The following is a 25,094-nucleotide window of genomic DNA, read 5'->3' as shown; positions in this document are numbered from 1 at the left end:
TGGCGCGCGAAGGTAGGCGCCTTGGTACGCGTACTTTTCGCTCATGCCCGAACAAGCCCCCATCCTGCTGCCCCTGCTCAAGCTGCTGCACCTGATCGCGCTGATCGCATGGTTCGCCGCGGCTTTCCATCTCGCACGCTTATCCAATGCGCACCGTGCCGCATTGAAGCTCTGGGAGCCGGAGCGCGGATTGCTTCATCAGCGTTTCATCCGTATGGAGCGCCGGGTCCTTTACGGCCTTGCGTGGCCCGCCTTGATCCTGCTTGTGCTCTTCGGGATCTGGCAGTTGGTGCAGATGCCCGCGCTGCTGAAATCGCCCTTCATGCACCTGAAGCTCGGCCTGGTGGCGCTGCTGGTGGTGTACCAGTTGCTCATCCATCGTGTGCAGGTGCGACTGCAAAGCGCATCGCTCAACTGGTCAGGACCGGTACTGTGGCTGTTCGGGCAGGGCACCTGGGCCTTGCTGGTGGCTTTGCTGGCCACCATGGTTTTCCGTGATCGGCTCAGCTGGACCTGGGGCGCATTGGGCCTGCTGGTGCTGGGCGCGGTGATCGGCTACGCCGTAATGAAGATGCGTGGCGCCGCTTCAACTGAGCAGAGACCCGGCGCAGCCTCCGGCACGAAGGATCAGGGCAGTTTGTAGAAGAGCACGCGGCCATCGTCTGTGCCCACCAGCAGCCACTCCTGCCAGCGAAGCAGCGGCGCGCGGTGGTGCTGGTCCTTGTTCTCCGGGAAGCCCAGGGTCTGCATGGTCTTTCCTTCGCCATCGACCACTTCAACGGCGCCATCCTTCACGCTGCGGTAGGTGTAGGCGCCCTCCTTCAGCTCGCTCTGCTGGTAATAGCGATCGAAGGTGCTGTTACTCATATCGAGGCCCATGCCTTTCGTGGTGCGCGGATCGGGCACCCAGCGGTGCTGCTGCAAGGAAGGCTGCGGCTTGCCGTCCTTCATGCTGTACACGACGCGTTTGCCGCTATGCCCGATGAGCACGGCGTATTCTCCGTTGTCATTGAATGCGCAGTAATAGGCCACCATGCTGCCATCTTCGTTGTATGGCAGGGTGAGCAGCCGCTTGCCGCTCTCCAGGTCGATGAGTTCGGCACCTTTGTTAAGGCCAACCAGGATCCGGTCGCCCTTGGGTGCCACCGCCAGGCAGGTGGCTTCAGCCTTGCCTGCGCGAAGCGTCCGCTCAGGTGCGGAAAGCACTTGCGCGTTGAGCGGGAGGGCCAGTCCGGCAATCAGCGCCAGCGGGAGGAAACGTGTGAGCATGCGGTTCAATGGATGAGGTGGCGTTGCGCGCTGAGCCATTCCAGCGCGGTGTCGCGGTCGGGGAACATCTGGATGGGGCGACCGGGCTTGTGGTGGCGCACGAAGACGTTGGCGGCGAGCTGGTGGCCGAAGTCGCGCACGATGATCGCATCGGCGGCGATATGCTGGTTCGATTCGGGCGACTGCGCCGCATAGCCTCGCGCCTCGTTGCTCATGGTGGTGTTCAGGCCCACGCTCACCATCAGCAGCACCTTGCGCCCTGAGCGCTCTGCCGCGATGGCATCGAACATGGCGTGCACATCCTGCAGACTGACCAAATGGTCGTCCTTGAAGTGCGTGTGCACGATGTCCTCATCGATGAAGGTCACTGTGCAAGACTCCAATTCTACCGCATGCATGGCCGTTCGCGAAAAGGGGGGGCGAAGCTATGGTGCTGTGAAGGGCAGCGGAGGGTCAGCGGACGAGCAGCCACGCGGCGCGGCCATCACCGGTGCGCACGGTTTGCAGCATGGCGAGCGCTTCGGCGCGCGTGGCGTAACTGCCGATCGCCACGGGGTGCAATTCGCCGCGCTGGCGAAGGCGGCGCGCCGGGTATCCTTTGGTCAGCAGATCGCCCAGCATCTTGTCCGCGTTCTCCGGTTGCGCGAAGCAGCCGCCCACCACATGGTAGCGTAGTGCGGCATCATCGGAGCGGGCCGGCTTCAGCGCCACGTGGGTGGTGTCCGCAGCGGCTGGCGCCGGCGCGGGCCGTCCCCAATCGACCTTCAACCGCACATCGTTCTCCGCATCGAGCACGGTTTCATGCACCCCTGAATCGGCTTCGGGAAGCAGGAAGGGCCCATGGGTCTCGACCGGCAGGAATCCAGCCTGTGACGGAGCCGTGTATCCTTGGGATGATCCGCCTTTCAGCAGGGACCATCCGCTCCATTGCGCGTGCCTGTTCGGTGGTTGAAGGAATACCCAGATGGCGGCCCCGCCGATGAGCAGGATTCCCACGCTGGCTGCAGCCCAGGCCAGGTAGGGCCGCTTGCGCGTGGCCAAGCCCTCAGCCGTTTTCCTGGTGATGGGCACCACCACGGGTTGCGGACGGGCTTGCTCCACAGCGATGGCAGCCAAAGGCCTCAAACCGTAGGCGTCGCGCAGGTAGTTCGTGCGGCGGTCCGGGTCGAATTGAAGGTTGTGCTCGGCATCGCGGTAAAAGATGCCGATGCTGGGCAGTTCCAATCGGCCGCTGCGGTCCAGCGCAAGGCGCCAGGAGGCCACCTCGGAATCGATCCGCGCGCTCGCTTTATCGAAGGCGAGGCCCTCGCGCCTTGCCAGATGATCAGCCAGCAGGCCATCATTGCGCACCAAGTGGCGGTTGAAGCTCAGGTCCTTGCTGGGCGGGTGGATGAGCTTGCGGGCCTCATCGAGACGGGCGGGCCGGTAGTGGGTGAGGAAACCGCCCCACTGCGGCACAATCACGCAATCGTGGCAGAACAGGAGGTCGTGCAGGTCGCGCTCGAGGCCCATGGGAAGCGAGGCCAAATCTAGAGCGATGCCGCCCTATGGCGCGCTTCTTCCAGATCAGCGGGTGTATCGACGCAGAACGAAGGATGTTCCGTGAGGCCGATTCGCACCCTGTAGCCGTTCTCCACCCAGCGCAATTGCTCCAAGGCTTCGGCCTTCTCCAATGATGACGGCGCGAGCTCCACCAATTTCTCGAGCACCTCCGCACTGAATCCATAAAGGCCCACGTGCTTCAGGTAGCGGAAACGTGCATGCCGGGGTCCGGCATCAACATCCCTGAGGAAAGGAATGGCGGCCCGGCTGAAGTAGAGCGCGTCCATGTTCACATCGGCCGTGATCAGCACTTCGCCGGGGTCGTCGAGGTCGCGATCATCGGTGACCACTTGCGCGAGCGTGGCGATTCCGCTTGGGGCCTTGCGCAGCGCAAGGCACAGCTCATCGATCTGCTGGGGGACGATGAAAGGCTCATCGCCCTGGATGTTCACCACGGCATCGTAGCGACCCCGGCCGACGATGTTGAGCGCCTCGTAGCAGCGATCGGTTCCGGTCGGATGGTCCGGTGAGGTCATCACGCATTCGCCGCCATGCGCCGCTGCATGATCGAGCACGCGGGCATCATCGGTAGCCACGATCACCCGATCGAGTGAAGAGGAGCGCCGTGCCTGCTCCACCACGCGCATCACCATGCTGGTGCCGCCGATGTCGACCAGCGGCTTGCCCGGCAGGCGCGTGCTGGCGTAGCGGGCGGGGATCACGCCAAGGATGCGCATGCGCGGAGGGGTGCTTTACATGGTCGCGGTCAACTGCACCTGCACGGTGCGCGGCGCTTCGATGCTCAAGGGGCGCAGCGAATACACCTCGTTGCTGAGGTTGTTCACCACAACCGTGGCGCGCAGCTGCTTGGTGAGCTCAAGCCCCGCGCGCACGTCCACGATCCAGGTTCCCGTGCGGTTGCGCTCCATCCAGCCGGTGATGCCGGTGGGGAGTTCGTCCGGATCGGGCGGACCGGCGTCCAAGTCAACGAAGGCCTTGTCGATGTTGCGCACGTGGCTGTTGTAGCGCACGCTGAAGCCCGCGAGCACCTTGCGGTACTGCAGCTGGATGTCGCTGCGGAAAGTCCGCTGGATGCGGAACTTGAGGATGTTCCCGTCCGGGTTGTAGCTCGTATTGGTGTAGGTCGAGGCAGGAATGATCCGTATGGGATTGTCCGGCGGGATGGCATACACCTCATCCGGCGTGGTGCTGATCGGATTGGTTGATGTCCAGCCCAGCAGGGCAGTGATCTCCACGGCCTTGATCTTCCCTTTGCCCGCCAGCTCCAATTCGTAGCCTGTTACGCGCGCCCGGCCCGTATTGACGCTCTTGAAGCCGAGCCCGAAGAACTCATCCACGGCATTCCCCAGCGTGAACGGCTTCCATTGCCCGAAGGTGAACTCCACATAGTCCTGGTAGTCCTGCTGGAACACTACAGCGTCCACATAGCCCATGAAGCCGCCGATCTTGAAGCCTTGCTTCAGGCCTGCTTCCGCATTCCACGAGCGCTCGGGTCTCAGGTCGGGGTTCGGGAACACATTCAGCCGGCCCACACTGGTGCTGATGAAGCGCTCCCCGATAGTGGGGTAACGGAACCCCTGGCCGTAGCTGGCGCGGATGAAAGTAGCGCGCATGGCTTGATAGGTGGCGCCGGCGCCGAATACGGGCTGCGCGGCATCGGCATCGTTCACGATGAACTGCTCGTAGCGCACGCCGCCGCTGAGCGCGAGCTTCTCTTTCAGGAGCTTCTTGTCCACTTGCAGGTAGCCTGCGAGGTTGCGCGCCCGGTTCCGGTCGTTGCCATCGGCGTTGCCGCGATACAATTCGGCGGTGCTGACCACATCGCGCAGCAGCAGGCCGCCGGTGAAGTTGGTCTCGCCTAGCAGATCCACTTTCTGCTGCACCTGGTACTCGGCATGCCAGGTGGCGTTGCTGTTGCTCTGGCCGTTGTCGTTGTCGAAGATCTGCCTGTGATGGCGCGTGCGCAGGCTATGGCGCGTGCCTCCCTCGCCCGTGTAGGTGACGAAGGGGTCGATGTAGTACTGCGTGGCCTTGGTGCGCGTGACCGTGCCGGGGAAGGGCCGGAAGAGCCCACGGTCCGTATCGTTCCAGATGAAGACGCTCGTGCTCTTGCCTTTCTGTGCATTGCCGTTCACGCCGAAGGTGAGGCCGGGCCTGCTCTTGCTGCGCCAGCGCAGGTTGGCGTTGAATCGCGCGCGGTGGTCGTAGCCGCCGGGGCCGATGCGATAGGGGTCGGCGGCGATGGTGTCGGCAGGCAGTGGCTCGGGTCCCACAAAACCCTGATCCGTGACGCCATTGCCCCCGAACACCACATCGAGCTGCCCGAATTGCTGGCTGTGGTAGAAGCTGGCGCCGCTGATGCCCGGGTTGTTCTGGTCCCACCATTTGGCGGGTGCATGCCCCGGGGTGTCGTACACGCCGCTAAAGAGCGTGGCGCGCGTGCGCGGCTCGGCGCGCGGGTAGGCGGTGCGCACATTGATCACGCCGCTGAGCGCCGCGCTGCCATAGAGCACGGATGAAGCCCCCTTGATCACTTCCACCTGCTCCAGGTTCTCGATCGGCAGGAAGGACCAATTGGGCCGGCCGATGTCGCCGCTGAGGATCGGGATGTCGTCCACCAGCACCATCACGCGGCTGCCTGCTCCGTAGCTGAAGCCGCTGCCTGCGCGGATCTGCGGCTCCTCATCCACGATCACCACGCCCGGCACTTGATCGAGCGCCTGTTCCAGGCTCACCACGTTCTTGTTCACGATCAGGTCTGGCCGCAGCACGCTGAGCGATTGGGTGACCTCGCCGATGCGCTGCTCGTAGCGGCCGCCGCTGATCACCACCGTCTCGAGCTGCGCGTTGCCTGCCGCGAGCTTCATGCTCAATTCACGTTGCTCACCGGTGGCCAGGGTGATGGCTTCGGTGCGCGTGGCGTAGCCCACGTAGCTGAAGGTGATGCGCGCCGCCCCGGCCGGGATCGGTAAGAGGTAGTTGCCGTTCACATCGGTGGCCACGCCCTTGCCGGGAGCGAAGGTCACGTTCACGCCGATGAGCGCCTCGCCCGTGCTGGCATCGGTGACCTTGCCGGTGAGCGTGGCGTCCTGGGCCAACGATGGCACGGAAGCAGCGAACGTGAGCGCGGCGAGTGTGTTTCGCATCATGCGTACAGCGATCTTGGGGCCGCCGCGATCGACAGGAACCACGGCGGTCGGGCGAATGTAGAGGAAGGGATGAACGCGCGAACCTCACTCTGATGAACTCCGCTATTGGCATCACGAATTGAATCCATGACCGATCAGGAGTCCATCCACCGCATCGCCCTGAGCATGCTCAAGGGCATCGGGCCGGTGAACGCGCGCAACCTCGTGGCCTATTGCGGCGGCGTGGATCCCGTCTTCACGGACAAGAAGCTGAAGAACACGTTGGAGAAGGTGCCCGGCATCGGGCCGAAGCTCATCGCCTCCATCACCGACAAGAAGGTATTGCCAGCCGCCGAGAAGGAGCTGGAATACGTGCGAAAGCACCGGCTCCGCATGCTCTTTTACCTCGATGCGGAATACCCGAAGCGCCTGAAGCAATGCGAGGATGCTCCGGTGATCCTCTTCGTGAAAGGCCATGCCGACCTTGACGATGCGCGCATGGTGAGCATCGTTGGGACGCGCACGCCCACCGAGCCCGGCAAGCAGCTCTGTGCGGAGCTCGTGCAGGGGTTGAAGGAGGTGAACGCCACCATCGTCAGCGGCCTCGCCTACGGAATAGACATCGTGGCGCATCGGCATGCGATCAAGAACGGCCTGCCCACCATCGGCTGTGTGGCGCATGGATTGGACAAGCTCTACCCCGGTGACCACGCCGTCACGGCCAAGGACATGGTGAAGCACGGCGCGCTCGTGAGCGAATTGCCCAGCGGCTCGCACTTCGCACCGGGCAATTTCCCCGCGCGCAACCGCGTGATCGCCGGCCTCAGCGATTGCACCATCGTGGTGGAGAGCGGCCCCAAGGGCGGCTCCCTCATCACCGCCGACATCGCCAGCAGCTACGACCGCGAGGTCTTCGCCTTTCCCGGCCGGCCCACCGACCCGCGGAGCGAAGGCTGCAACAAGCTCATCCAGCAGAACAAGGCGGCCCTGGTGAACAACGCCAAGGATGTGATCACCCTGATGGAATGGCTGCCCAAGAAGAAGAAGGCTTCCGTTCAAGCCGCGCTCTTCGCGGAACTGATGCCCGATGAGCAGTTGTTGTTGGATTTGATCAGGGCCAAGGGCAGGATCAGCATCGATGACCTCTGCATGCAGAGCAAATGGCCACAAGGCAAAGTGGCCGGACTGCTGCTCAACATGGAGTTCAGCGGGGCGGTGAGGAGCCTTCCGGGGAAGGTGTATGAGGTGAATTGAGGTTGAAGGGCCGGGCGTTGGCCCAGCGCACGAGCCAAGGCCGCCAGTTGGTGCTCTGGGCTGGGGGGCAACGCCTTCAACCTCCACCAACCCTCAACCTGCATTCAACCTGCATAGCCCCACCTACATTTGCCGCCGCTTAAACAAAAGCACCAACAAAACATCCCGATGGCAAAGTCGAACAAGGCCGTTGATGCCTTCATGGCCGAAGTGAAGAAGCGCAACGGCAACGAGCCGGAATTCCTCCAGGCCGTTCACGAAGTAGCCGAGATGGTGATCCCTTTCATCGAAGCGAACCCCAAGTACAAGGGTAAGATGCTCCTGGAGCGCATGGTGGAGCCCGAGCGCACCATCATCTTCCGTGTGCCGTGGGTGGATGACAAGGGCCACACCCAAGTGAACCGAGGCTTCCGCATCGAATTCAACAGCGCCATCGGACCCTACAAGGGCGGCCTGCGCTTCCACCCCAGCGTGAACCTCAGCATCCTGAAGTTCCTGGGCTTCGAGCAGACCTTCAAGAACAGCCTCACCACGCTGCCCATGGGCGGCGGCAAGGGCGGCAGCGACTTCGATCCGAAGGGAAAGAGCGACAATGAAGTGATGCGCTTCTGCCAGAGCTTCATGACCGAATTGTGGCGCCACGTGGGCCAGTTCACCGATGTGCCCGCGGGCGACATCGGCGTGGGCGGACGCGAGATCGGCTTCATGTTCGGCCAGGACAAGCGCTTGCGCAACGAGTTCACCGGCGTGTTCACCGGCAAGGGCCGCACCTGGGGCGGTTCGCTCATGCGCCCGGAAGCCACCGGCTACGGTTGCGTGTACTTCGCTGAGGAGATGATGAAGCACAATAAGACAAGCTTCAAGGGCAAGACGGTGGCGGTGAGCGGCAGCGGCAACGTTGCGCAGTACGCCATTGAGAAGGCCACGCAGCTCGGCGCCAAAGTGGTCACCGCCAGCGACAGCGACGGCAGCATCCACGATCCCAACGGCATCAATGGCGAGAAGCTCGCCTTCCTCATGGACCTGAAGAATGTGAAGCGCGGCCGCATCGAGGAGTACGCGAAGAAGTTCAAGGGCGTCACCTACAGGAAGGGCGCGCGCGTGTGGGACGTGGTGGCCAAGTGCGATGTGGCACTGCCCTGCGCCACGCAGAACGAGCTCGATGGCAAGAACGCGAAGGACCTGGTGAAGAAGGGCGTGAAGTACGTGGCCGAAGGCGCCAACATGCCAAGCACGCCTGAAGCGATCGAAGTGTTCGCCGCTGCCAAGGTGGCCTTTGCCCCGGGCAAGGCCAGCAACGCCGGTGGTGTGGCCACCAGCGGCCTGGAGATGAGCCAGAACAGCCTGCGCCTGAGCTGGACCGCCGAAGAGGTGGATCAGCGCCTGCACAGCATCATGAAGAACATCCACGCCGCCTGCGTGAGGCACGGCGCCGAGGGCAAGAGCGTGAACTACGTGAAGGGCGCCAACATCGCCGGCTTCGTGAAAGTGGCCGACGCGATGCTGGATCAGGGGGTGGTGTAAGCGCGAGCAGTTTCGAACGTGAGGAGCCCCGGTGCGAGCCGGGGCTCCTTCGTTGGCAGGATCCCAATGCGCCTGTCGAAACTCAGTGCGGCCGCCATAGCGCGCATTGCATCTTGCACGAAACCTGCACCTATGCGTTCCTTCTGCCTTTCCTTCGGCTTGCTATGCGCGTTCGGCGCATCCGCGCAGACCTTCGAGCGCATGGTCTCGCGCGGCCCGAGCGAATCGCCTCAATGGGTGCAGCTCATGTACGCCCCCGAGGCCGATCCCGGCGCGGTGCAGGCGGCCTACGATGCCTACTACGCCGCGAATCCCTTCGTGAAGGACATCCACACGCAGTACTTCAAACGGTGGAAGCGGGAAATCGGGCACAACCACATCCCAAAGGACATCGCGCAGCGCGAGGCGTATGAAGAGGACCTCAGCGCCTATTTGAGCGAGAGCGCGAGCGGCGAGCGCGCCGCCAATTGGACATGCATCGGACCTTTCGATTGGGATCACGGCGCGGCAGCGAAGAGTTACGCCTGTGGCGCGGCGCATGTGTACACCGTTGAGCAGAGCCTCGCGAATGGCAACCTGCTCTATGCCGGCACCGCCAACGCGGGCGTGTGGAAGAGCACGGACAAGGGCCTGAACTGGACCAATGTGACCAAGGGCTTGATGATCGGCACGGTGTACAGCGTGGAGCTGGACCACGCGGCGCAGAACACGGCCTACTTCGGCGCGGAGGGCGATCTGTGGAAGACCGCCGATGGGGGCGCGAACTGGGCAAGCATCGGCGATGCGGCGTTCCAGGCAGCCAACCACACGATCCGCGACATCGTGCTGCATCCCACGAACAACCAGATCCTCTTCGTATGCAGCAGCGCCGGCTTGTACCGCAGCACGAATGGCGGCAGCAGCTTCACGCAGGTGCAGGCGGGATCATGGCAAGAGCTCGAGTTGAAACCGGGCGATCCCGCCACGGTCTATGCGATCAAGCAGATCAGCAACCGCACGGAGTTCTGGCGCAGCACCAACAGCGGCGTGAGCTTCACGCAGGTCGGCACGGGTTGGCCCTTGCCCGTTTCGCCTGACGAGCAGGAGCGCACCGAGATCGCCGTGAGCGCAGCCGCACCCAACACGGTTTATGCGCTTTGCACCGGCGTGGCCAACGGAGGCAGCGGCCTTTACGGCGTGTACAAGAGCACCGATAGCGGCAGCAACTGGACTTTCCGATGCTGCGGTCCACAGCCCGGCGGCGTGCCCTCGGCCACGAACAAGAACCTCCTGGGCTGGGATGATCAGGGCCTCGATGATGGCGGCCAGTACTACTACGACCTCGCCTTTGCCGTGGATCCCGCCAATGCGGACAAGCTCGATGTGTGCGGCGTGCAGCGCTGGGTGAGCACCGATGGCGGCGTGACCTTCACCTGTCCGGCGAAATGGAGCCACAGCTACAAGGCGGATTACGTGCACGCCGACATCCACGATATCCGCTACTACGGCAACGAGGTGTGGGTGGCGAATGACGGCGGCATCTTCTACAGCATCGATGGCGGCGCCACCTTCAACCGCCGCATGTTCGGCATCGCGGGCACCGACTTCTGGGGCTTCGGCGCTGGCGGATGGACGGGCAGCAGCGTGATGCTCGGCGGCACCTACCACAACGGGACGCTGCTGAAGGATAACAACGTGTACACCAACGGCTGGGTGAGCACCGATGGCGGCGACAATTACCGCGGCTTCGTGCATCCGCAGTACGATCGCCGCGCACTGAGCGACTACGGCTACAAGACCCTCAGCGGCGACCGCACCGTGAACAACGGCAATGCGAGCTGGGCCCGCGAGCCCAACGCGGACTACATCACCGGCCATAGCAGCGAAGTGGCCTGGCACCCCAACCTGGTGAACACCGCATTCGTGGGCGAGGGCAATTCGCTCTGGCGCACGGACGACAACGGCGCTGGCTTCACCGAGGTGCACGACTTCGGGGAGTATGTCACCAGCATCGAAGTGGCGTTCAACGACCCGAACACGATGTACGTCTGCACCTACATCGATTGGTGGGGCGATAAGAAGGTATGGCGCACCACCAACGGCGGAACGAGTTGGACGAACATCACTCCGAGCAGCTCAGCGATCAACGGCAACACATGGGTGCCCTACGATATCGCCGTGAGCGCCACCGATCCGCAGACCATCTGGCTCGCGCGCACCAGCCAGTACGGCGATTACCCCAACATCAACGGCTACGTGGTTTTCCGGAGCACCAATGGCGGGACGAGCTGGGCCAACATCAGCGATGCCACGCTCAACAACGAGTGGCCCACCAACATCGCGCATCAGCTGGGAACGAATGGCGGACTGTACATCGGCACGCGCCGCGCGGTTTACTATCGCAGCGATGGCGCCCCCGCATGGGCCCTATGGAACACGGGATTGCCCGCGCGCATCTTCAGTACGCGCCTGCTGATCAACTACCGCGAACAGAAGATCCGCAACGGCACCGACCGCAGCGTGTGGGAGAGCACCGTGGAAACGCCCAGCGCGCCCGTGGCCAACTTCAGCGCGGACAAGCGCACGATCACCTGCCTGGCGCCCAGCGTGCAGTTCTACGACAACAGCGTGCTCAGCGGCAACGGCTACTCGTGGAGCTGGAGCTTCCCCGGAGGATCGCCCAGCAGCAGCACCAACCGCAGCCCGCTCGTGACCTACGGCGCGCCCGGCAACTACGATGTCACGCTCACCGTAACGGATGCGTACGGCACCAGCACGAGGACGATCCCGGCCTTCGTCACCTACGCCAACTTCACGGCAAGCGCGCCGATGGTCGCGAATGCGGAGGATCAAGCCGTGACGCCAACGGGCTGGCGCCTGGAGAACGTGGATGGCCTGGACACCTGGACCAACGTGAGCGTGACCGGCCCGGCCGGAGCGCCCACGCGTGCCTGGCGGTTGGACAACTACTACTACAACTCGCCCGGCCAGGAGGACCGATTGATCACACCGCTGATCACCTTGGCCGGCAGCGCGGGCACGCGCCTGCGCTTCCATCAGGCCTATGCTCCGTACAGCTCAAGCGGGTATGCGGATGCGCTGCGCGTGGAGATCAGCACCAACTGCGGTGCGAACTGGACCACGCTCTTCAATGCGGCAGGCACCGCGCTCGGCACCGCGCCCGTGACCACCAGCCCGTGGGCGCCCACCGCAGCCGGCCAATGGGCGCTGCGCGACCTCGACCTCGGAGCCTACGATGGACAAGCCGTCGTGATCCGCTTCGTGAACACCAATCAGTACGGGAACCGGCTCTACCTCGACAACATCGAGGTGCAGAACAATGGACTTCGTGTGGCGCTGAAGGTCCTCTTGGACGGCCCCTACGATGCGGATGCGCAACGCATGGGCGATGGCCTTCGCACGGCCGGATGGATACCCGCCACAGAGCCCTATACGGCACTTGGCTTCACGCAGGCGGCCGATGGTGGCGGTGAGCTCATCCAGTCCGGAGTGCTATCGCGCACAGGCGACGATGCCATCGTCGATTGGGTGATGGTGGAGCTTCGCGATGCCGCAACCCCTTCGAGCATCGTGGCCACGCGCGCCGCGCTCGTGCAGCGCGATGGCGATGTGGTGGCGGAGGATGGGGTCTCGCCCGTGGCATTGCTCGCACCGGCTGGCATGTACCGCATCGCCATGCGGCACCGCAACCACTTCGGCGCGATGACCGCGAACGGCTACAACCTCACCACCACGAGCAGCGTAATCGACTTCACCAGCCCTAGCCTGGCCTTGCACGGCACGGAAGCCATGCGTACGCTGGGCGCTGTGCGCACCCTTTGGTGCGGCAACGCCTGGCGCGATGCCCAGATGAAGTACACAGGTCAGTTCAACGACCGGGACCCCATCCTATTGATCGTTGGCGGAGCGGTTCCCACCAACACGGTGCCCGGGTACTATCTGGAAGATGTCAACCTCGACGGCCTGGTTCGCTACACGGGCAGCAGCAACGACCGCGACCCGATACTGCAGAACATCGGTGGGAATGTGCCCACGAACGTGCGCTGGGAACAGCTTCCATGAGCGGGTCGAATCGAACGAGGGCGTCACGGCCGTAACGGCCAAGGCGCCCTCGTTCGATGCAGGTCTTTTCAGCAGAACTCCTCGTAGGCCATGCCGAGGTTCTCCGCGATCATCTCAGCGGTGCGGCCCTCGATGTGGTGGCGCTCCAGGAAGTGGACCAGCTTGCCATCCTTGAACAACGCCATGCTGGGGCTGCTAGGCGGGTAGGGCAGGAAGTGCTTGCGCGCTTGGATCACCGCATCGGTGTCCACTCCGGCGAATACGGTCACGAGTTTGTCTGGGCGCTTCGCGCCGCGGAGGCTGTGCTTCACTCCGGGGCGCGCTGCTCCTGCCGCACAGCCGCACACGCTGTTCACCACGCAGAGCACCGTGCCGGGCTGCGCCAGGGCCTTGTCCACTTGCTCGGGGGTCTTCAGTTCTTCGAATCCGGCGGATACCAGATCCATGGACATCGGGGCGGTGAGTTCGGGGGGGTACATGCTTGTTCGGGGTTGGGTGTTGCAGGCTTGTCCAAAAGGACCGGTTGCGAGTGTTCCGCATCCATCATTCTCCGTGTTCAGCGGTTCGGATGGCGGCGCGAAAGTAGGTTGAAGGAGAGCCTTCCTCTTCCCGTGATCCGCGCCCTATAGCACGCAAGAGCGCCACCGGACTGGCAGGATTCCTTGGTTCATCGGCACCTCGCATTGCCTTGGCCCCCCATCACCCGGTACCTTCCCCGCCCTTTACACAACCCATGCGTTCAATCCTGACACTCTGCGTCGCGCTTTCCTCCTTGCTCGTTGCCGCCCAGCGCCCCGGCGCTCCATCACCCAAGGTGATGGATGAACTGATGCGGCAGGGCTTCCATGGATCGGACCTCGAGGGCCTCTTGACGAAGGACCATTACGCCGATGCAGGGATCACCCACACCTTCTTCCGTCAGCGGTGGCAGGGCATCGAGGTCTGGAACGGCGACATCGCCGTGCATGAGCTGGCCAATGGCGAGCCGTTGCGGCTGAACGTGGGCGCCTTCACAGCCTTGGAGAAGCGCGTGAACGCCACGGAGCCTGAGATCAGCGCAGATGACGCCGTGGGCATTGTACTGGCGCGCACCCTGCCTGGATCGAAGATCCCCGCCTTGATCAGCATCGAGGATGAAGGCCGCCGGGTGGTCTTCGAGGGCGATGGCCTTGGCCACGAGCCGGTGATAGCGCAACTGGTATACCAGCCCGTTGGGGACCGCCTGCACCTGGCGTGGAACGTGAACCACTATACGCCCGACGGCTCGCACTGGTGGAATGTGCGGATCGATGCGCTCACCGGTGAAGAGCTCGACCGGAACGATTGGGTCGCGAGCTGCAATTGGGACGATGAGACCCATTACGGCTGCGACGAACATGCGCCCGATGCAGCACCCGCCCCTGCCGCGCCCAACGACTACAACGTGTTCGATTGGCCCACGGAGAGCCCCAGCCATGGTCCACGCACCCTGAGCAATGCGCCGTGGCTCGATGGCGGGATCGCTTCGCCATATGGCTGGCACGATACGAATGGCGCAGCAGGAGCTGAGTACACGGATACCCGGGGCAACAACTGCTTCGCCCAAGAGGATGCCGACGCGAACAACACGGGTGGCACCCGACCCAGCGGAGGGGCAGGCCTGGACTTCGATTTTCCGCTCGACCTCACCGGAGCTCCAAGCACTTACCTGCCGGCGGCCACCGCCAACCTCTTCTACTGGAACAACCTAATGCACGATGTGTGGTACCAGTACGGCTTCACGGATCCCGCAGGCAACTTCCAAGAGAACAACTACGGACGCGGCGGGGCAGGGAGCGACCCCGTGGATGCTGATGCGCAGGATGGCAGCGGCACCAACAACGCCAACTTCGGTACGCCGCCGGATGGCAGCAACCCCCGCATGCAGATGTACCGCTGGACCAGCACCACACCCAACCGCGACAGCGACCTCGACAACGGCATCATCGCGCACGAATACGGGCACGGCATCAGCAACCGCTTGGTAGGCGGTCCATCGAACACCAGCTGCCTCGGCAATCCGGAGCAGATGGGCGAGGGCTGGAGCGACTACTTCGGCATCGTGATGACCATGAAGGCGACCGACACGCCGACCACAGGCCGCGGGGTTGGCACTTATGTGCTCGGGCAGGCTACCACAGGCGTCGGGATCCGCCCGGCGCGCTACACCACCAGCTTCGCCTCGAACAATTACACCTACGCCAGCACGAACAGCGGCCTTAGCCAGCCACATGGCATCGGCTTCGTGTGGTGCACCATGCTTTGGGAGATGACCTGGGAGCTGATCGGCGTGCACGGCTTCGACCCCGACATCTACAATGGTGATGGCGGCAACAACATCGCCATGCGCCTGGTGATCGAAGGCCTGAAGCTCACTCCTTGCAATCCTGGCTTCGTGGATGGTCGCGACGCCATCCTCGCTGCCGACCAAGCGCTCTACGGTGGCGCAAACCAAGCGGCGATCTGGGCGGCTTTCGCGCGCCGTGGCTTGGGCGCCAGCGCCAGTCAGGGGCTCTCCACCAGCCGCAGTGATCAGGTCGAGGCCTTCGACACCCCTTTGCCCAGCAACCTGGGCATCTCCGAAGTGCTCTCACCGCGGGGCGACCTGTACGATTGCGCCACCACGAACATGCCCGTCACCGTCACCGTGCGCAACTTCGGCCAGCAGCCGCAGACCGACTTCGAGTTGCGCTACCAGCTCAATGGCGGTACTGAAGAGATCGCCACTTATGTCGGCACCCTCGCGGCAGGAGCGTCGGCCAACTTCACCTTCCCGCAGCCGGTAACGATTCCCGGCACCGGGCCGCACACGCTCACGGCGCGCACGAACTTGGCTGGCGATCAGTACACCGCCAACGATCAGGCGGCCAGCGCGATCACGGTGAGCACACCCACCACGCTACCCTCCACCTATGTGGAGAACATCGAAGCTACCTCGCCGGTGCCCACCGGGTGGGCGCTGCAGAACCCGGACAATGGCAACACATGGGTCACCAAGGCGGTATCTGGACAAGCTTCTTGCGTGGGCGCGCGCACCTGGGCCATCGATAATTACTCGGTGAGCACCCCCGGGCAAGAGGACCGCTTGATCACACCACGCATCGACCTGAGCGGCTCGGCCGGAACACGCCTCAAGTACAAGCATGCCTACTCGGGTTACAGCAGCAGCTATCCCGACGGCATGCGCGTACAGGTGAGCGGTGATTGTGGCCTCTCGTGGACCACGGTGTTCGAGGCATTCGGAGCCGCATTGCAGACCAATCCTTACGTCACCTCGTCGTGGACCCCGACCACCTGCACGCAATGGCAGCAGCACGACCATGACCTCACCGCTTTTGACGGTGGGCAGGTGCTAGTGCGCTTCGTGGCCATCAATAACTACGGCAACTGGCTCTATCTGGATGATGTGGTGATCGAGCGGAACGGCGTACGTGTGGCCGTGAAGCTCATGCTCGACGGACCCTACGATGAAGGCACGGACCGCATGAGCGATGGCCTTCGTGCGGGCGGACTATTGCCCACGACCGAGCCATACTCGGCGGCTGGGTTCACACAGGTCTTCGGCGGAGGTGAATCAATCGACCCGGCTGCCATGGCCACCACCGGCGACGATGCTATCGTGGACTGGGTGCTGCTCGAACTGCGTGATGCCGCTGCGCCGGCCACGATCATCGCCACGCGTGCGGCACTCCTGCAGCGCGACGGCGATGTGGTGGACACCGACCTCGGCGGGAGCGTGACCTTCCGCGCCACAGGCGGCAGCTACCATGTGGCCGTGCGCCATCGCAACCACCTCGGTGCCATGACCGCTGCGCCCACCGTGCTCAGCACCACGCCCACCGGCATCGACTTCACGGTGCCTGGCACGGCCACCTTCGGCACGGAAGCGCAACGCTTGCGCAACGGACGAACGATGCTCTGGAGCGGCGATGTGCTGCGCGACGGCATCCTGCGCTACACGGGGGAGGACAACGACCGCGACCCGCTCCTTGTGGCCATCGGGGGCAGCGTGCCTACCAACGTGAGCGCGCCGGGCTATCTGCAAGGCGATGTGAACTTGGATGGCGTGATCCGCTACACCGGCGAAGGCAACGACCGCGACCCCATCCTGGTGAACATCGGTGGCAGTGTGCCCACCAATACGAGGGAGCAGCAGCTCCCTTGAGCGATCACAGCGTACGCTTCTTCTTGAAGAATGCGGTCATCAGATCGGCGCATTCGGGCTCGAGCACGCCGCCAGTGACCTGCGTCTTCGGATGCAGCAGCACGCCGCCGATGCGCCGATAACCGCTCTTCTCATCGAATGCGCCGAAGACGATGCGGCCTGCTTGCGCCCAGCGCAGCGCGGCAGCGCACATGGGGCAGGGTTCCACCGTGACGTACACGGCGCAGTCGGTGAGGTACTTGCCTCCGATGGCCTCCGAAGCGGAAGTGATGGCCTGCATCTCGGCATGTGCTGTCACATCGTTCAGATTCTGGGTGAGGTTATGCGCGCGCGCAACTATGCGCCCGCCGCCCACGATCACTGCGCCGATGGGCACCTCATCCTGCTTGAAGGCCTGTTCTGCTTCTTTCAGCGCTTGGCGCATGAAATGCTCATCTCCGAGGTCGAGCATCATTCCAGCACCACAGTGGCGCGCTGTTTCAATCCATCACGATGCAACAATTCAACGATGTAGGCCCCGCGCCTCAATGCGGCAACGTCAATTGACGCTTCCTCCATCGTGATTGATGCCGTGTGTACCACGCGACCAGCAGCATCGAACATGCGCATCGCTGAACCTGCGGCGCCTGAAATGGTGATCCGCTCAGCAGCTGGATTGGGCATGATCCGGATTGGCACCGCGCTCACATCCTCCACACCAACCGAGAAGCTCGTCTCGCAATCCAGATGGTGGGCGGCATGCGCGCCATTGTCGATCACGATTGATTCGTCGCTTGGCAGCCCCAAGGTCCAGGCGAAGAAGAAGAGGAACATCTCGTCCGTGGTGGCCTCGCCAGCGGTCACCAGTTGTGGAGGGCTGCTCGGGTTGCTCGGATTGGCGCTGGTATTGTCGTAAACGCCTTCGCTATGGAGCACCGTGCCGGCCGGCAGATAGATGGGGTTGCGGAAGGCATAGATATCCTGCCAACGGAAATCCCATTGCGGGATGTCGATCAACGGAACCAATTCGCCTCCTGGCTTCACAGCCCAGCTCTTCAGGCTGCGGCAGATCAGATGGCCATGGGGCCCGATGGCCGTGATCGTGGCGTTCACAGGCACGGTGTACTGCTGATTGAAGGTGAGAACCTGGTTGGCGGGGATCACCAGCGGACCATTGGTCATGTTATCGTGGTTAAGGATCGCATCGATTGCGAGCTCGCGCATGAAGGGAGCCGTTCCCAGCTCGATGTTCACACGCGTGCTGTCGATCTCCACGTCGGTCGTGGCCGGGTAGTGCACCTGTATCACGATGTCGGCGTTCGCCAGCAATTTGATTCCCATGCCCGGAGGCGTGTAGAAGGGCTCCGATCCCGGCACCCAGACCCCGATGAGGTCCGCCCCGGCGACGCCGATGCCCCCAAAGCTGGTGTAGCCCGGCGCGGGGTCCTGCGCGTCGAGGATCTGCGCCTGTCCGGAGGCGTCCTGGAACACGAGCACATGGTGAACCATCTCGCGGTTCCCGGGAACCACCTCGAGAGCCGTTATCCACGAGTCTGATGGGTTGTTGATGTTCAGCACGAAGCAACGGTAGAGGTCGGCCGTGGAGGAGGGGATCGCGTACTCATCCATGATGGCGGTGATATCGGGGTTCGAGATCACGGGTTCGTTGGAGAACACCGGCGGCGCGGGAGCGCTCTGCGCATTGCCTTCCGGTGCGTTACCATCCACCCATGCGGCTATGATGTCGATCTCATCCTGCGTGAGCAGCCGCTCATGCGCCAGCGGTCGATACTCCTCGTCCGCAGGCCAGGGAGGCATCAGCCTGGCCTGCGTGGCATCGCGCATCTCATTGCGCCACCAATAGCCATCCGCGTAGCTCATAAGGCTGAAGTGCGCCGGACCCCCGTCGTGGTGGCATGGGGCGCAGTGGGAGTAAACGATGCAGGCCACGTCATCGCTCCAAGTGGGCGTTTGTGCGCTTACCTGCTGCGGCATGGCGATCTGAATGGCAATGGCCATCAAGCAAATGGAGTAGGGCTTCTTCATGCGTGCTTCGATGAATGCGGTGGTCAACGGTTCAATTCCTCCATCCCAGCGTGCACCGGGAACTCCTCTCCGACGAGCACCCCTTCGGTGCCTGGTTTGATGTCCTTGATGTTGAGCTGCGTGCTCACGCGTCCTTGCCACTCGTGATCTTCGATGGCGTAGAGCACGCTGAATGGCTGTCCGCTCTTCACGAGATCGAGCCAGTGCGCTTGCTTGAAGGCGATGGCATCGAAGGATCGGCGGGTATCATCGGGATGGGTCAAGCGCATCTTCAGATGATGCTCGCCCACGAGGCGCGCGCTGCCGGTATCCACCACGCCGCGTCCGAGGAAGACGGGTCGCATGTTCCCGGGTCCGTAAGGAGCCATGTGCCGGATCACGCGCAGGAGCCCGTCATCGATCGCATCAAGGCGCAGCTCCAGGTCAACGTCCTCTTCGGGTACGCGCTGCTCCGGCTTGATCATTTGTCTTACAGCGGCATCGAAGCGCTCACGGAAGGCCCGGACGTTCTCCAGCGGCATGGTGAGGCCGGCGGCGTACATGTGCCCGCCGAATTGCTCCAACAGGTCGCTGCATGCGCTGACGGCTTCATACACGTCGAAGCCGCGCACGCTGCGGGCGCTGCCCACGGCCTTCCCGTTGCTTTCGGTGAGCACCACCGTCGGACGGTAATGCCGCTCCACCAAGCGTGAGGCCACGATTCCCACCACGCCCTTGTGCCAGCTCTCGCTGAACACCACGGTGCTCCACGCATCGCGCAGCCATTCGTCGTTGGTGAAGCAAGCCAATGCTTCCTCCGTGATGCTTCGGTCCAGCTCCTGCCGTTGGCTGTTGTTGCCATCGACCAGTGCTGCTGCCGCGGCCGCGTGCTTCTCGTCGTGTGCGAGGAGCAGCTCCACGGCCTGCCGCCCGTGCTCGATGCGGCCGGCAGCATTGATCCGCGGTCCGATGGCGAAGACCAGATCGCCCACGCCGAGGCGCTTCTTCACGCCCGCCATGCCCATGATGGCGCGCACGCCGTGGCGCGGCTGATCGTTGATCTGCTTCAAGCCGTGATGGCAAAGGATCCGGTTCTCGCCTGTTACCGGCACGATGTCGCACGCCGTGCTGATCGCCACCAGGTCGATCAACGATTCCAAGTCGTCGAAGGGGATGCCGTTGCGCTTCGCGAAGCCCTGCATCAGCTTGAAGCCGATGCCGCAGCCGCTAAGTTCCTTGAAGGGATAGGGGCAATCGGGCCGCTTGGGGTCGAGCACGGCCACCGCTTTCGGTAATTCGGCCCCTGGCAGGTGGTGATCGCAGATGATGAAATCGATGCCACGCTCAGTAGCATAGTCCACTTTGTCGTTGGCCTTGATGCCGCAGTCGAGTGCGATGATGAGCGCGGCCCCTTCCTCAGCGGCCTTATCGATGCCTTGGAAGGAGACCCCGTACCCTTCCGAGTAGCGATCGGGGATGTAGAAGCTGAGGTTTCCCGTGAAGCGCGCGAGGAATCCGAATACGAGCGCTACGGCCGTGGTCCCGTCCACGTCGTAATCGCCATAGACCATGATGCGCTCGTTCTCGCCCAGTGCGCGCTCGATGCGCTCCACGGCTGCCTGCATGCCGGCCATCAAGAAGGGGTCGTGCAGGTCGGTGAGCATGGGCCGGAAGAAGTGCGAGGCCATCCGCTTATCGGCTATGCCGCGCTGGGCCAAGAGCGTTGCAGCGCTCGCCGGGCAGCGCTCGTAGGTGAGGCCCGCCACGGCCTTGGCGTCGGGCTCGGGCTTCAGGCGCCAGCGCTTCGTCGGGTTCGGCATGCGCCGAAGATAACCGGGGGTGCTGAACGCTGCGAGGCCCCTGCCACCGATCAGTGGAGGGGCCCCGTAGCCTAAGGCGTTCCGCCTTCAGCAGCAGGCGTTGGACGCGGCTCCCTAACGGTATCCGTTGATGTAGGCATTGGCTATGATCTCGCTCTCGCGGATCAGCCCCTGCACGATCTCCCGGATGACGTCGTCGAGCTGTTGGTCCGAGTAGCGGTTCAGGTCATTGTACACGTGCGTTTTCCGCTTGCTGCTCTTGATGAAGGCGATCTTGTCCTTCTTCGTCATGGGGCCTTCTACGGCGATGCCGGAAAAAGGATCGCACCCGTTGAAATGGCAGCGGCGGCACCCTCCCGGATGCCGCCGCGCCTTCACCAAAACCTGGGGCCATGGCAGCGCGGGCCCCTGTCGCGTGCGGTTCGTTCAAGCAAGGCCCGCGGGGCTCATGGCGCGCAGGCCATGCATGAGGCGGAGGGCTTGCAGGTAGCGGTCCAGGTCGCCAGCGAGCAGAAGGGCTTTCGCGGCGTTCTTCAACTTCATGTAGCGGTTCATGTTCTTGGAGGAGTTGGTTCCGGATGGATAACTGCCAACCGCCGTGCCAAAGTGTGCGGACCCAAGGGCGACTCCTACTTTCGGCGTCCCTGAGAATGGGACAAAGCAGATGCAGCGCGCAGCCTACCTCGTGGGTATTGCCGGAGGGAGCGGATCAGGCAAGACCAGCCTGGTGCGCGCGCTGCGCGAAGCCCTCCCGACCGGCATGAGCTGCACCGTTTCGCAGGACGACTACTACCATCCGAAGGAGCAACAGGCCATCGACCCCAATGGCCGCATCAATTTCGACCTGCCAACGGCGGTTGACCTCGACAGCCTCGCGCAGGACTTGCGAACGCTGGTTTCCGGGGTGCCTATCCTGCGGAAGGAATACACCTTCAATACCGAAGGGAAGGAGCCGGAGATGATCGAGTTGAAGCCCGCGCCCATCATCCTCGTTGAAGGCTTGTTCGTGCTGCACCATCAGCCGGTGCGCGACCTCTTCGACCTGCGCGTGTTCATCGATGCCAGCGAGGCCAGCCAGCTGGAGCGCCGCCTGAAGCGCGATGCCCGAGAGCGCGGCTACGGCGAGGCCGATGTGCGCTATCAATGGGAGAACCATGTGCTGCCGGCCTATCGCGAGTTCCTGCTGCCCTACCGCCACCTCTGCGACCTGCACGTGGTGAACGAGCTGGGTTTCGAGCGTGCCGCGCGCGTGCTGCGCGATCACCTGCTGAACGCCGCTCGGCAAACCGAGCCAGCAGTTCAGCTCTGATAGAGGCGATGCTCGCGGATGTAGCCGAGCACAGCCGGCGCCAATGTGCCCACCGGGATCCGGCCAGCGGAGAGTTCTTCGCGCATGCGGGTCGAAGAGGTGTCCATCACGGGCGCATCGTGCAGCGCTGTGATGCGCGGATGGCCTTGGAACGCTGACATCGCTTCATGCAGGTCGGAGCCGGGTCTTGGGTAAACGAGCAGGTCGTGGTGCGCGAGGATTCCTTCCGGGTCCTTCCATCGGCTCAGGCTCGCGAGGTTGTCGCTCCCGATGATCAGCACGAACCGGTGCTCGGGCCAATGCTCGCGCATGGCCCTCAGGGTGTCCACCGTATAGCTCGGCGTGGGCTGGCCCAGCTCGAAATCGCATACCGCGATGCCGGTTCGCCCTGCGATGGCCATTCGCGACATGACTACGCGATGGTGATCCGCATTGATGGGCTGGTGCCGCTTGAAGGGATTGAGCGGGGTGACCACCAGCCAGACCTCATCGAGCCCCTGCGTGCGTAGCATGTGCTCAGCCACGTTCACATGCGCGCTGTGCGGCGGGTCGAAGGTGCCGAAGAGCAGGCCGATCCTCATGCCGCCAGGAATTGACGCACGAGCGCCTCGGCCTCAGCGCAAGCGCCATTCAGGTCGTCGTTCACCACCGTGCGGTCGAAGCGCGGCGCGTAGGTGAGTTCGTGCGCGGCTTTGCCCACGCGTTTCGCGAGGCTCTCCGGCGTTTCGGTGCCACGCGCATTCAAGCGCTGCTCCAAGGCTTGCAGCGATGGCGGTGCGATGAACAGCGCGAGCGCATCATCGTCGAATTCCTTCTTCAGGTTGAGCCCGCCCTCCACATCCACATCGAAAACCGGATACCTCCCTTCGCCTTGGATCCGTAGCACCTCTTCGCGCAAGGTGCCATAGAAGCGACCGGGGTAAACCTCCTCCCATTCCACGAAGTCGCCTGCGGCGATACGGCGCTTGAATTCCTCTTCCAAGAGGAACCAGTAATCGTGGCCTTCGCGCTCGCTGGAGCGCATGGGCCGTGTGGTGGCGCTCACGCTGAAAGCGAGCCCTAACCCACGATCCATCAGGTGCCGCACAATGGTCGTTTTTCCTGCGCCCGATGGGGCCGATACGATGATGGCTTTGCCCTTCATCAAAGCACGTTGAGCAATTGCTCCTTCACCTTCTCCAATTCATCTTTCATCTGCACCACCAGCCGTGCGATGGCGGCATCATTGGCCTTGGAGCCGATGGTGTTGATCTCGCGTCCCATCTCCTGGGTGATGAAGCCGAGCTTGCGCCCTTGCGGCTCCTTCAGCGCAAGGGTCTCCGCGAAGTGCCCGCAATGCGCGCTCAGGCGCACCTTCTCCTCGGTGATGTCGAGTTTCTCCAGGTAGTAGATCAGCTCCTGCTCGAAGCGCGATTCGTCCACCTCGGCTTTCAGGTCGGCGAGCTTGGCACGGAGGCGCTCACGGGTGCGGTCCTGGCGACCGGCATCGAGGGTGGCCACTTGCTCCAGCAGCGAGACGATGCCATGCGCGCGCTGCTTCAGCTCTGTTTCGAGCTTGGCGCCCTCGTTTGCGCGAAAAGCCTTAAAAGCACGGAGCGCGTCAGCAACGAGTGCGCGCACACCAGTCCATTCGGCATTATCGGCGCGATCGCTGGTGGTGGTGCTCACATCGGGCAGGCGCAGCACTTGCGCGAAGAGGTCGGTGCTGACTTCCGGAGCGGCCTCATCGCGGATGGCCTTCAACTCAGCATAGTAGGCCTTGATCAGCTCGCGGTCGAAGCTGGTGTGTTTGGTGGCGTGCAGCGATTCGGCGCTCACGAACACATCCACCTTGCCCCGGACGAGCTCTTCGCCCAGCGCTTGCCGCAACTCCTGCTCGCGATCGCGGTAGATGCTCGGAAGCTTCAGCAAGAGGTCGAGCTGCTTGCTATTCAATGCGCGGATCTCGACGGTGACCTTGCGGTCCTTCACCACGCCTTCGGCGCGGCCGAAGCCGGTCATGGATAGGAGCATGCGTTCGGTTGAGGCGTCAAATGTACCCGGACCTACTTCACCCGATCGGCACGGCTCACCAGATGCACGCCCGTGAAGATCAGCGCTGCGCATAAGCCCTGTTGCCATCCGATGGAAGCGTCGTATTCGCCGGGTATGCCGATGCGATCCGCCCCGATGCACATGAAGAGCCAGGTGATCACGGCTGCGAGCACCGGTTGCATATAGACGTAGATGCCCACCACGCTCGGGCTCACAACGCCCAGCGCCCAGGTGTTCAGCAAGTAGGCCACGAAGGTGACCATGACCACCACGAAGGCCATGGACAGGATCACGGGGGTGCTGAGCGCTGACCATTCCACCGCTGAGAACTCGCTCACCCCGAACGGCAGTACCATCACTAAGCCGATCAAGAAGCACCACGCCATCACCGTGACCGCCGTGTACTTGCGCATGAGCGGCTTCACCAGCACCAGGTAAAAGCCGTAGCTGATGGCGTTGATCAGGATGAATGCGTCGCCGAGCATGGTGGCGCCCGTTGCGCCTCCTTTCGGTTTGAGCAGGATGAGTGAGAGCGCTCCCGCCGCACCGAGCAAAACTCCGAGGAGCTTCACCCGCGTGATGCGTTCGCCGATGAGCACGCCGCTGAGCACGAGCACCAGGATGGGCGTCGCCACCATGATGATGCTCGCGTTGATCGGCGAGGTGCGCATGAGGCCATGGAAGAAAATGAGCTGGTTGAGCGCGACGCCGAAGACCGCGCACAAGAGCAGGCGCCCGGCATCGGACCACGCCACACGCTCCGGACGCGAGAAACGCAACAGCCAGAAGAGCGCCGCGGCCCCGATCACGCGCAGCAGGATGAAGCCGCTGGCGCCGATCACCTCCGGCATGAGCCCCTTGGCCACCACGTAGTTGACCCCGTAGACGGCATTCACCAAGAAGAGCGCGAGGTGGGCACGTGCGCGGCGGTCCATTGAAGCGGC

Annotated in this window: 20 protein-coding genes; 6 read left to right on the top strand and 14 right to left on the bottom strand. The window is 63.3% G+C overall.

From position 1 onward, the window contains the following. Nucleotides 1–43 precede the first annotated feature (43 nt). Nucleotides 44–643 carry a CopD family protein gene (locus IPM12_02910; GenBank protein MBK9146754.1) on the top strand — a complete coding sequence of 200 codons (600 nt, stop codon included), beginning with the start codon at nucleotides 44–46 and terminating at the stop codon, nucleotides 641–643. On the opposite strand, the gene IPM12_02905 is transcribed toward IPM12_02910, so the two are convergent. From IPM12_02905 to IPM12_02885, 5 genes are read right to left on the bottom strand one after another with little or no spacing between them, the layout of a single operon-like run. Next, nucleotides 628–1,269: a hypothetical protein gene (locus IPM12_02905; GenBank protein MBK9146753.1), complete on the bottom strand. Its 642-nt coding sequence runs from the start codon at nucleotides 1,267–1,269 to the stop codon at nucleotides 628–630. The genes IPM12_02910 and IPM12_02905 overlap by 16 nt on opposite strands. A 5-nt stretch (nucleotides 1,270–1,274) precedes the next feature. Then, nucleotides 1,275–1,667 carry a hypothetical protein gene (locus IPM12_02900; GenBank protein ID MBK9146752.1) on the bottom strand — a complete coding sequence of 131 codons (393 nt, stop codon included), beginning with the start codon at nucleotides 1,665–1,667 and terminating at the stop codon, nucleotides 1,275–1,277. 55 nt (nucleotides 1,668–1,722) lie between these two features. Further along, nucleotides 1,723–2,781 (bottom strand): SPOR domain-containing protein, encoded by a 1,059-nt coding sequence (locus IPM12_02895; GenBank protein ID MBK9146751.1) that lies wholly within the window; start codon nucleotides 2,779–2,781, stop codon nucleotides 1,723–1,725. A 17-nt stretch (nucleotides 2,782–2,798) separates the two neighbouring features. Beyond that, nucleotides 2,799–3,548 carry a 3-deoxy-manno-octulosonate cytidylyltransferase gene (kdsB, locus tag IPM12_02890; protein ID MBK9146750.1) on the bottom strand — a complete coding sequence of 250 codons (750 nt, stop codon included), beginning with the start codon at nucleotides 3,546–3,548 and terminating at the stop codon, nucleotides 2,799–2,801. Between the two features lie 15 nt (nucleotides 3,549–3,563). Next, the gene (locus IPM12_02885) at nucleotides 3,564–5,978 is read right to left on the bottom strand and encodes a TonB-dependent receptor (GenBank protein ID MBK9146749.1); all 2,415 of its coding nucleotides are present in this window, start codon (nucleotides 5,976–5,978) and stop codon (nucleotides 3,564–3,566) included. Between the two features lie 129 nt (nucleotides 5,979–6,107). Here IPM12_02885 and dprA point away from each other — a divergent pair, with 129 nt between their 5' ends. The 3 genes from dprA to IPM12_02870 all read left to right on the top strand — a co-directional run bounded on the left by dprA (nucleotide 6,108) and on the right by IPM12_02870 (nucleotide 12,800). Next, a complete protein-coding gene (gene dprA / locus IPM12_02880) occupies nucleotides 6,108–7,214 on the top strand; it encodes a DNA-protecting protein DprA (GenBank protein MBK9146748.1) in 1,107 nt (368 codons plus the stop codon). Between the two features lie 168 nt (nucleotides 7,215–7,382). Next, nucleotides 7,383–8,738 carry an NADP-specific glutamate dehydrogenase gene (gene gdhA, locus IPM12_02875; protein ID MBK9146747.1) on the top strand — a complete coding sequence of 452 codons (1,356 nt, stop codon included), beginning with the start codon at nucleotides 7,383–7,385 and terminating at the stop codon, nucleotides 8,736–8,738. Nucleotides 8,739–8,870: 132 nt separating this feature from the next. Further along, on the top strand, nucleotides 8,871–12,800 hold the full coding sequence (locus tag IPM12_02870) for a PKD domain-containing protein (protein MBK9146746.1): 3,930 nt from the start codon (nucleotides 8,871–8,873) through the stop codon (nucleotides 12,798–12,800). Nucleotides 12,801–12,868: 68 nt separating this feature from the next. Here IPM12_02870 and IPM12_02865 read toward each other — a convergent pair whose 3' ends face one another. Then, on the bottom strand, nucleotides 12,869–13,279 hold the full coding sequence (locus tag IPM12_02865) for a BrxA/BrxB family bacilliredoxin (protein ID MBK9146745.1): 411 nt from the start codon (nucleotides 13,277–13,279) through the stop codon (nucleotides 12,869–12,871). Nucleotides 13,280–13,533: 254 nt separating this feature from the next. Here IPM12_02865 and IPM12_02860 point away from each other — a divergent pair, with 254 nt between their 5' ends. Further along, nucleotides 13,534–16,983, top strand: coding sequence for a M36 family metallopeptidase (locus tag IPM12_02860; GenBank protein ID MBK9146744.1), 3,450 nt, complete (start codon nucleotides 13,534–13,536; stop codon nucleotides 16,981–16,983). Between the two features lie 4 nt (nucleotides 16,984–16,987). Here the strand turns inward: IPM12_02860 and IPM12_02855 are convergent, their stop codons facing one another. The 4 genes from IPM12_02855 to IPM12_02840 all read right to left on the bottom strand — a co-directional run bounded on the left by IPM12_02855 (nucleotide 16,988) and on the right by IPM12_02840 (nucleotide 21,098). Further along, nucleotides 16,988–17,437, bottom strand: a complete 450-nt coding sequence (locus tag IPM12_02855; protein MBK9146743.1) for a nucleoside deaminase — start codon at nucleotides 17,435–17,437, stop codon at nucleotides 16,988–16,990. After that, entirely contained in the window at nucleotides 17,434–19,008 is a 1,575-nt protein-coding gene (locus IPM12_02850) for a T9SS type A sorting domain-containing protein (protein ID MBK9146742.1), read from the bottom strand. Before IPM12_02850 ends, IPM12_02855 begins: the two co-directional genes overlap by 4 nt. Nucleotides 19,009–19,031: 23 nt before the next feature. Then, the gene (gene recJ / locus IPM12_02845; protein ID MBK9146741.1) at nucleotides 19,032–20,807 is read right to left on the bottom strand and encodes a single-stranded-DNA-specific exonuclease RecJ; all 1,776 of its coding nucleotides are present in this window, start codon (nucleotides 20,805–20,807) and stop codon (nucleotides 19,032–19,034) included. 114 nt (nucleotides 20,808–20,921) lie between these two features. After that, nucleotides 20,922–21,098 carry a hypothetical protein gene (locus tag IPM12_02840; protein MBK9146740.1) on the bottom strand — a complete coding sequence of 59 codons (177 nt, stop codon included), beginning with the start codon at nucleotides 21,096–21,098 and terminating at the stop codon, nucleotides 20,922–20,924. 373 nt (nucleotides 21,099–21,471) lie between these two features. Between IPM12_02840 and IPM12_02835 the strand changes: the two genes are divergently transcribed. Next, the gene (locus IPM12_02835) at nucleotides 21,472–22,116 is read left to right on the top strand and encodes a uridine kinase (GenBank protein ID MBK9146739.1); all 645 of its coding nucleotides are present in this window, start codon (nucleotides 21,472–21,474) and stop codon (nucleotides 22,114–22,116) included. Here IPM12_02835 and nadD read toward each other — a convergent pair. From nadD to IPM12_02815, 4 genes are read right to left on the bottom strand one after another with little or no spacing between them, the layout of a single operon-like run. Continuing rightward, nucleotides 22,107–22,697, bottom strand: coding sequence for a nicotinate (nicotinamide) nucleotide adenylyltransferase (nadD, locus tag IPM12_02830; protein ID MBK9146738.1), 591 nt, complete (start codon nucleotides 22,695–22,697; stop codon nucleotides 22,107–22,109). The genes IPM12_02835 and nadD overlap by 10 nt on opposite strands. Beyond that, nucleotides 22,694–23,260, bottom strand: a complete 567-nt coding sequence (gene gmk, locus IPM12_02825) for a guanylate kinase (protein ID MBK9146737.1) — start codon at nucleotides 23,258–23,260, stop codon at nucleotides 22,694–22,696. Before gmk ends, nadD begins: the two co-directional genes overlap by 4 nt. After that, nucleotides 23,260–24,129: a YicC family protein gene (locus IPM12_02820; GenBank protein MBK9146736.1), complete on the bottom strand. Its 870-nt coding sequence runs from the start codon at nucleotides 24,127–24,129 to the stop codon at nucleotides 23,260–23,262. The genes gmk and IPM12_02820 overlap by 1 nt, the downstream gene beginning before the upstream one ends. Before the next feature lie 32 nt (nucleotides 24,130–24,161). Further along, nucleotides 24,162–25,085 carry a DMT family transporter gene (locus tag IPM12_02815; GenBank protein ID MBK9146735.1) on the bottom strand — a complete coding sequence of 308 codons (924 nt, stop codon included), beginning with the start codon at nucleotides 25,083–25,085 and terminating at the stop codon, nucleotides 24,162–24,164. Nucleotides 25,086–25,094 lie beyond the last annotated feature (9 nt).

The sequence above is a fragment of the Flavobacteriales bacterium genome (genome assembly GCA_016716605.1).
Classification (GTDB): Bacteria; Bacteroidota; Bacteroidia; order Flavobacteriales_F; family PHOS-HE28; genus PHOS-HE28.
This window is presented reverse-complemented; position numbering and strand designations above follow the sequence as displayed.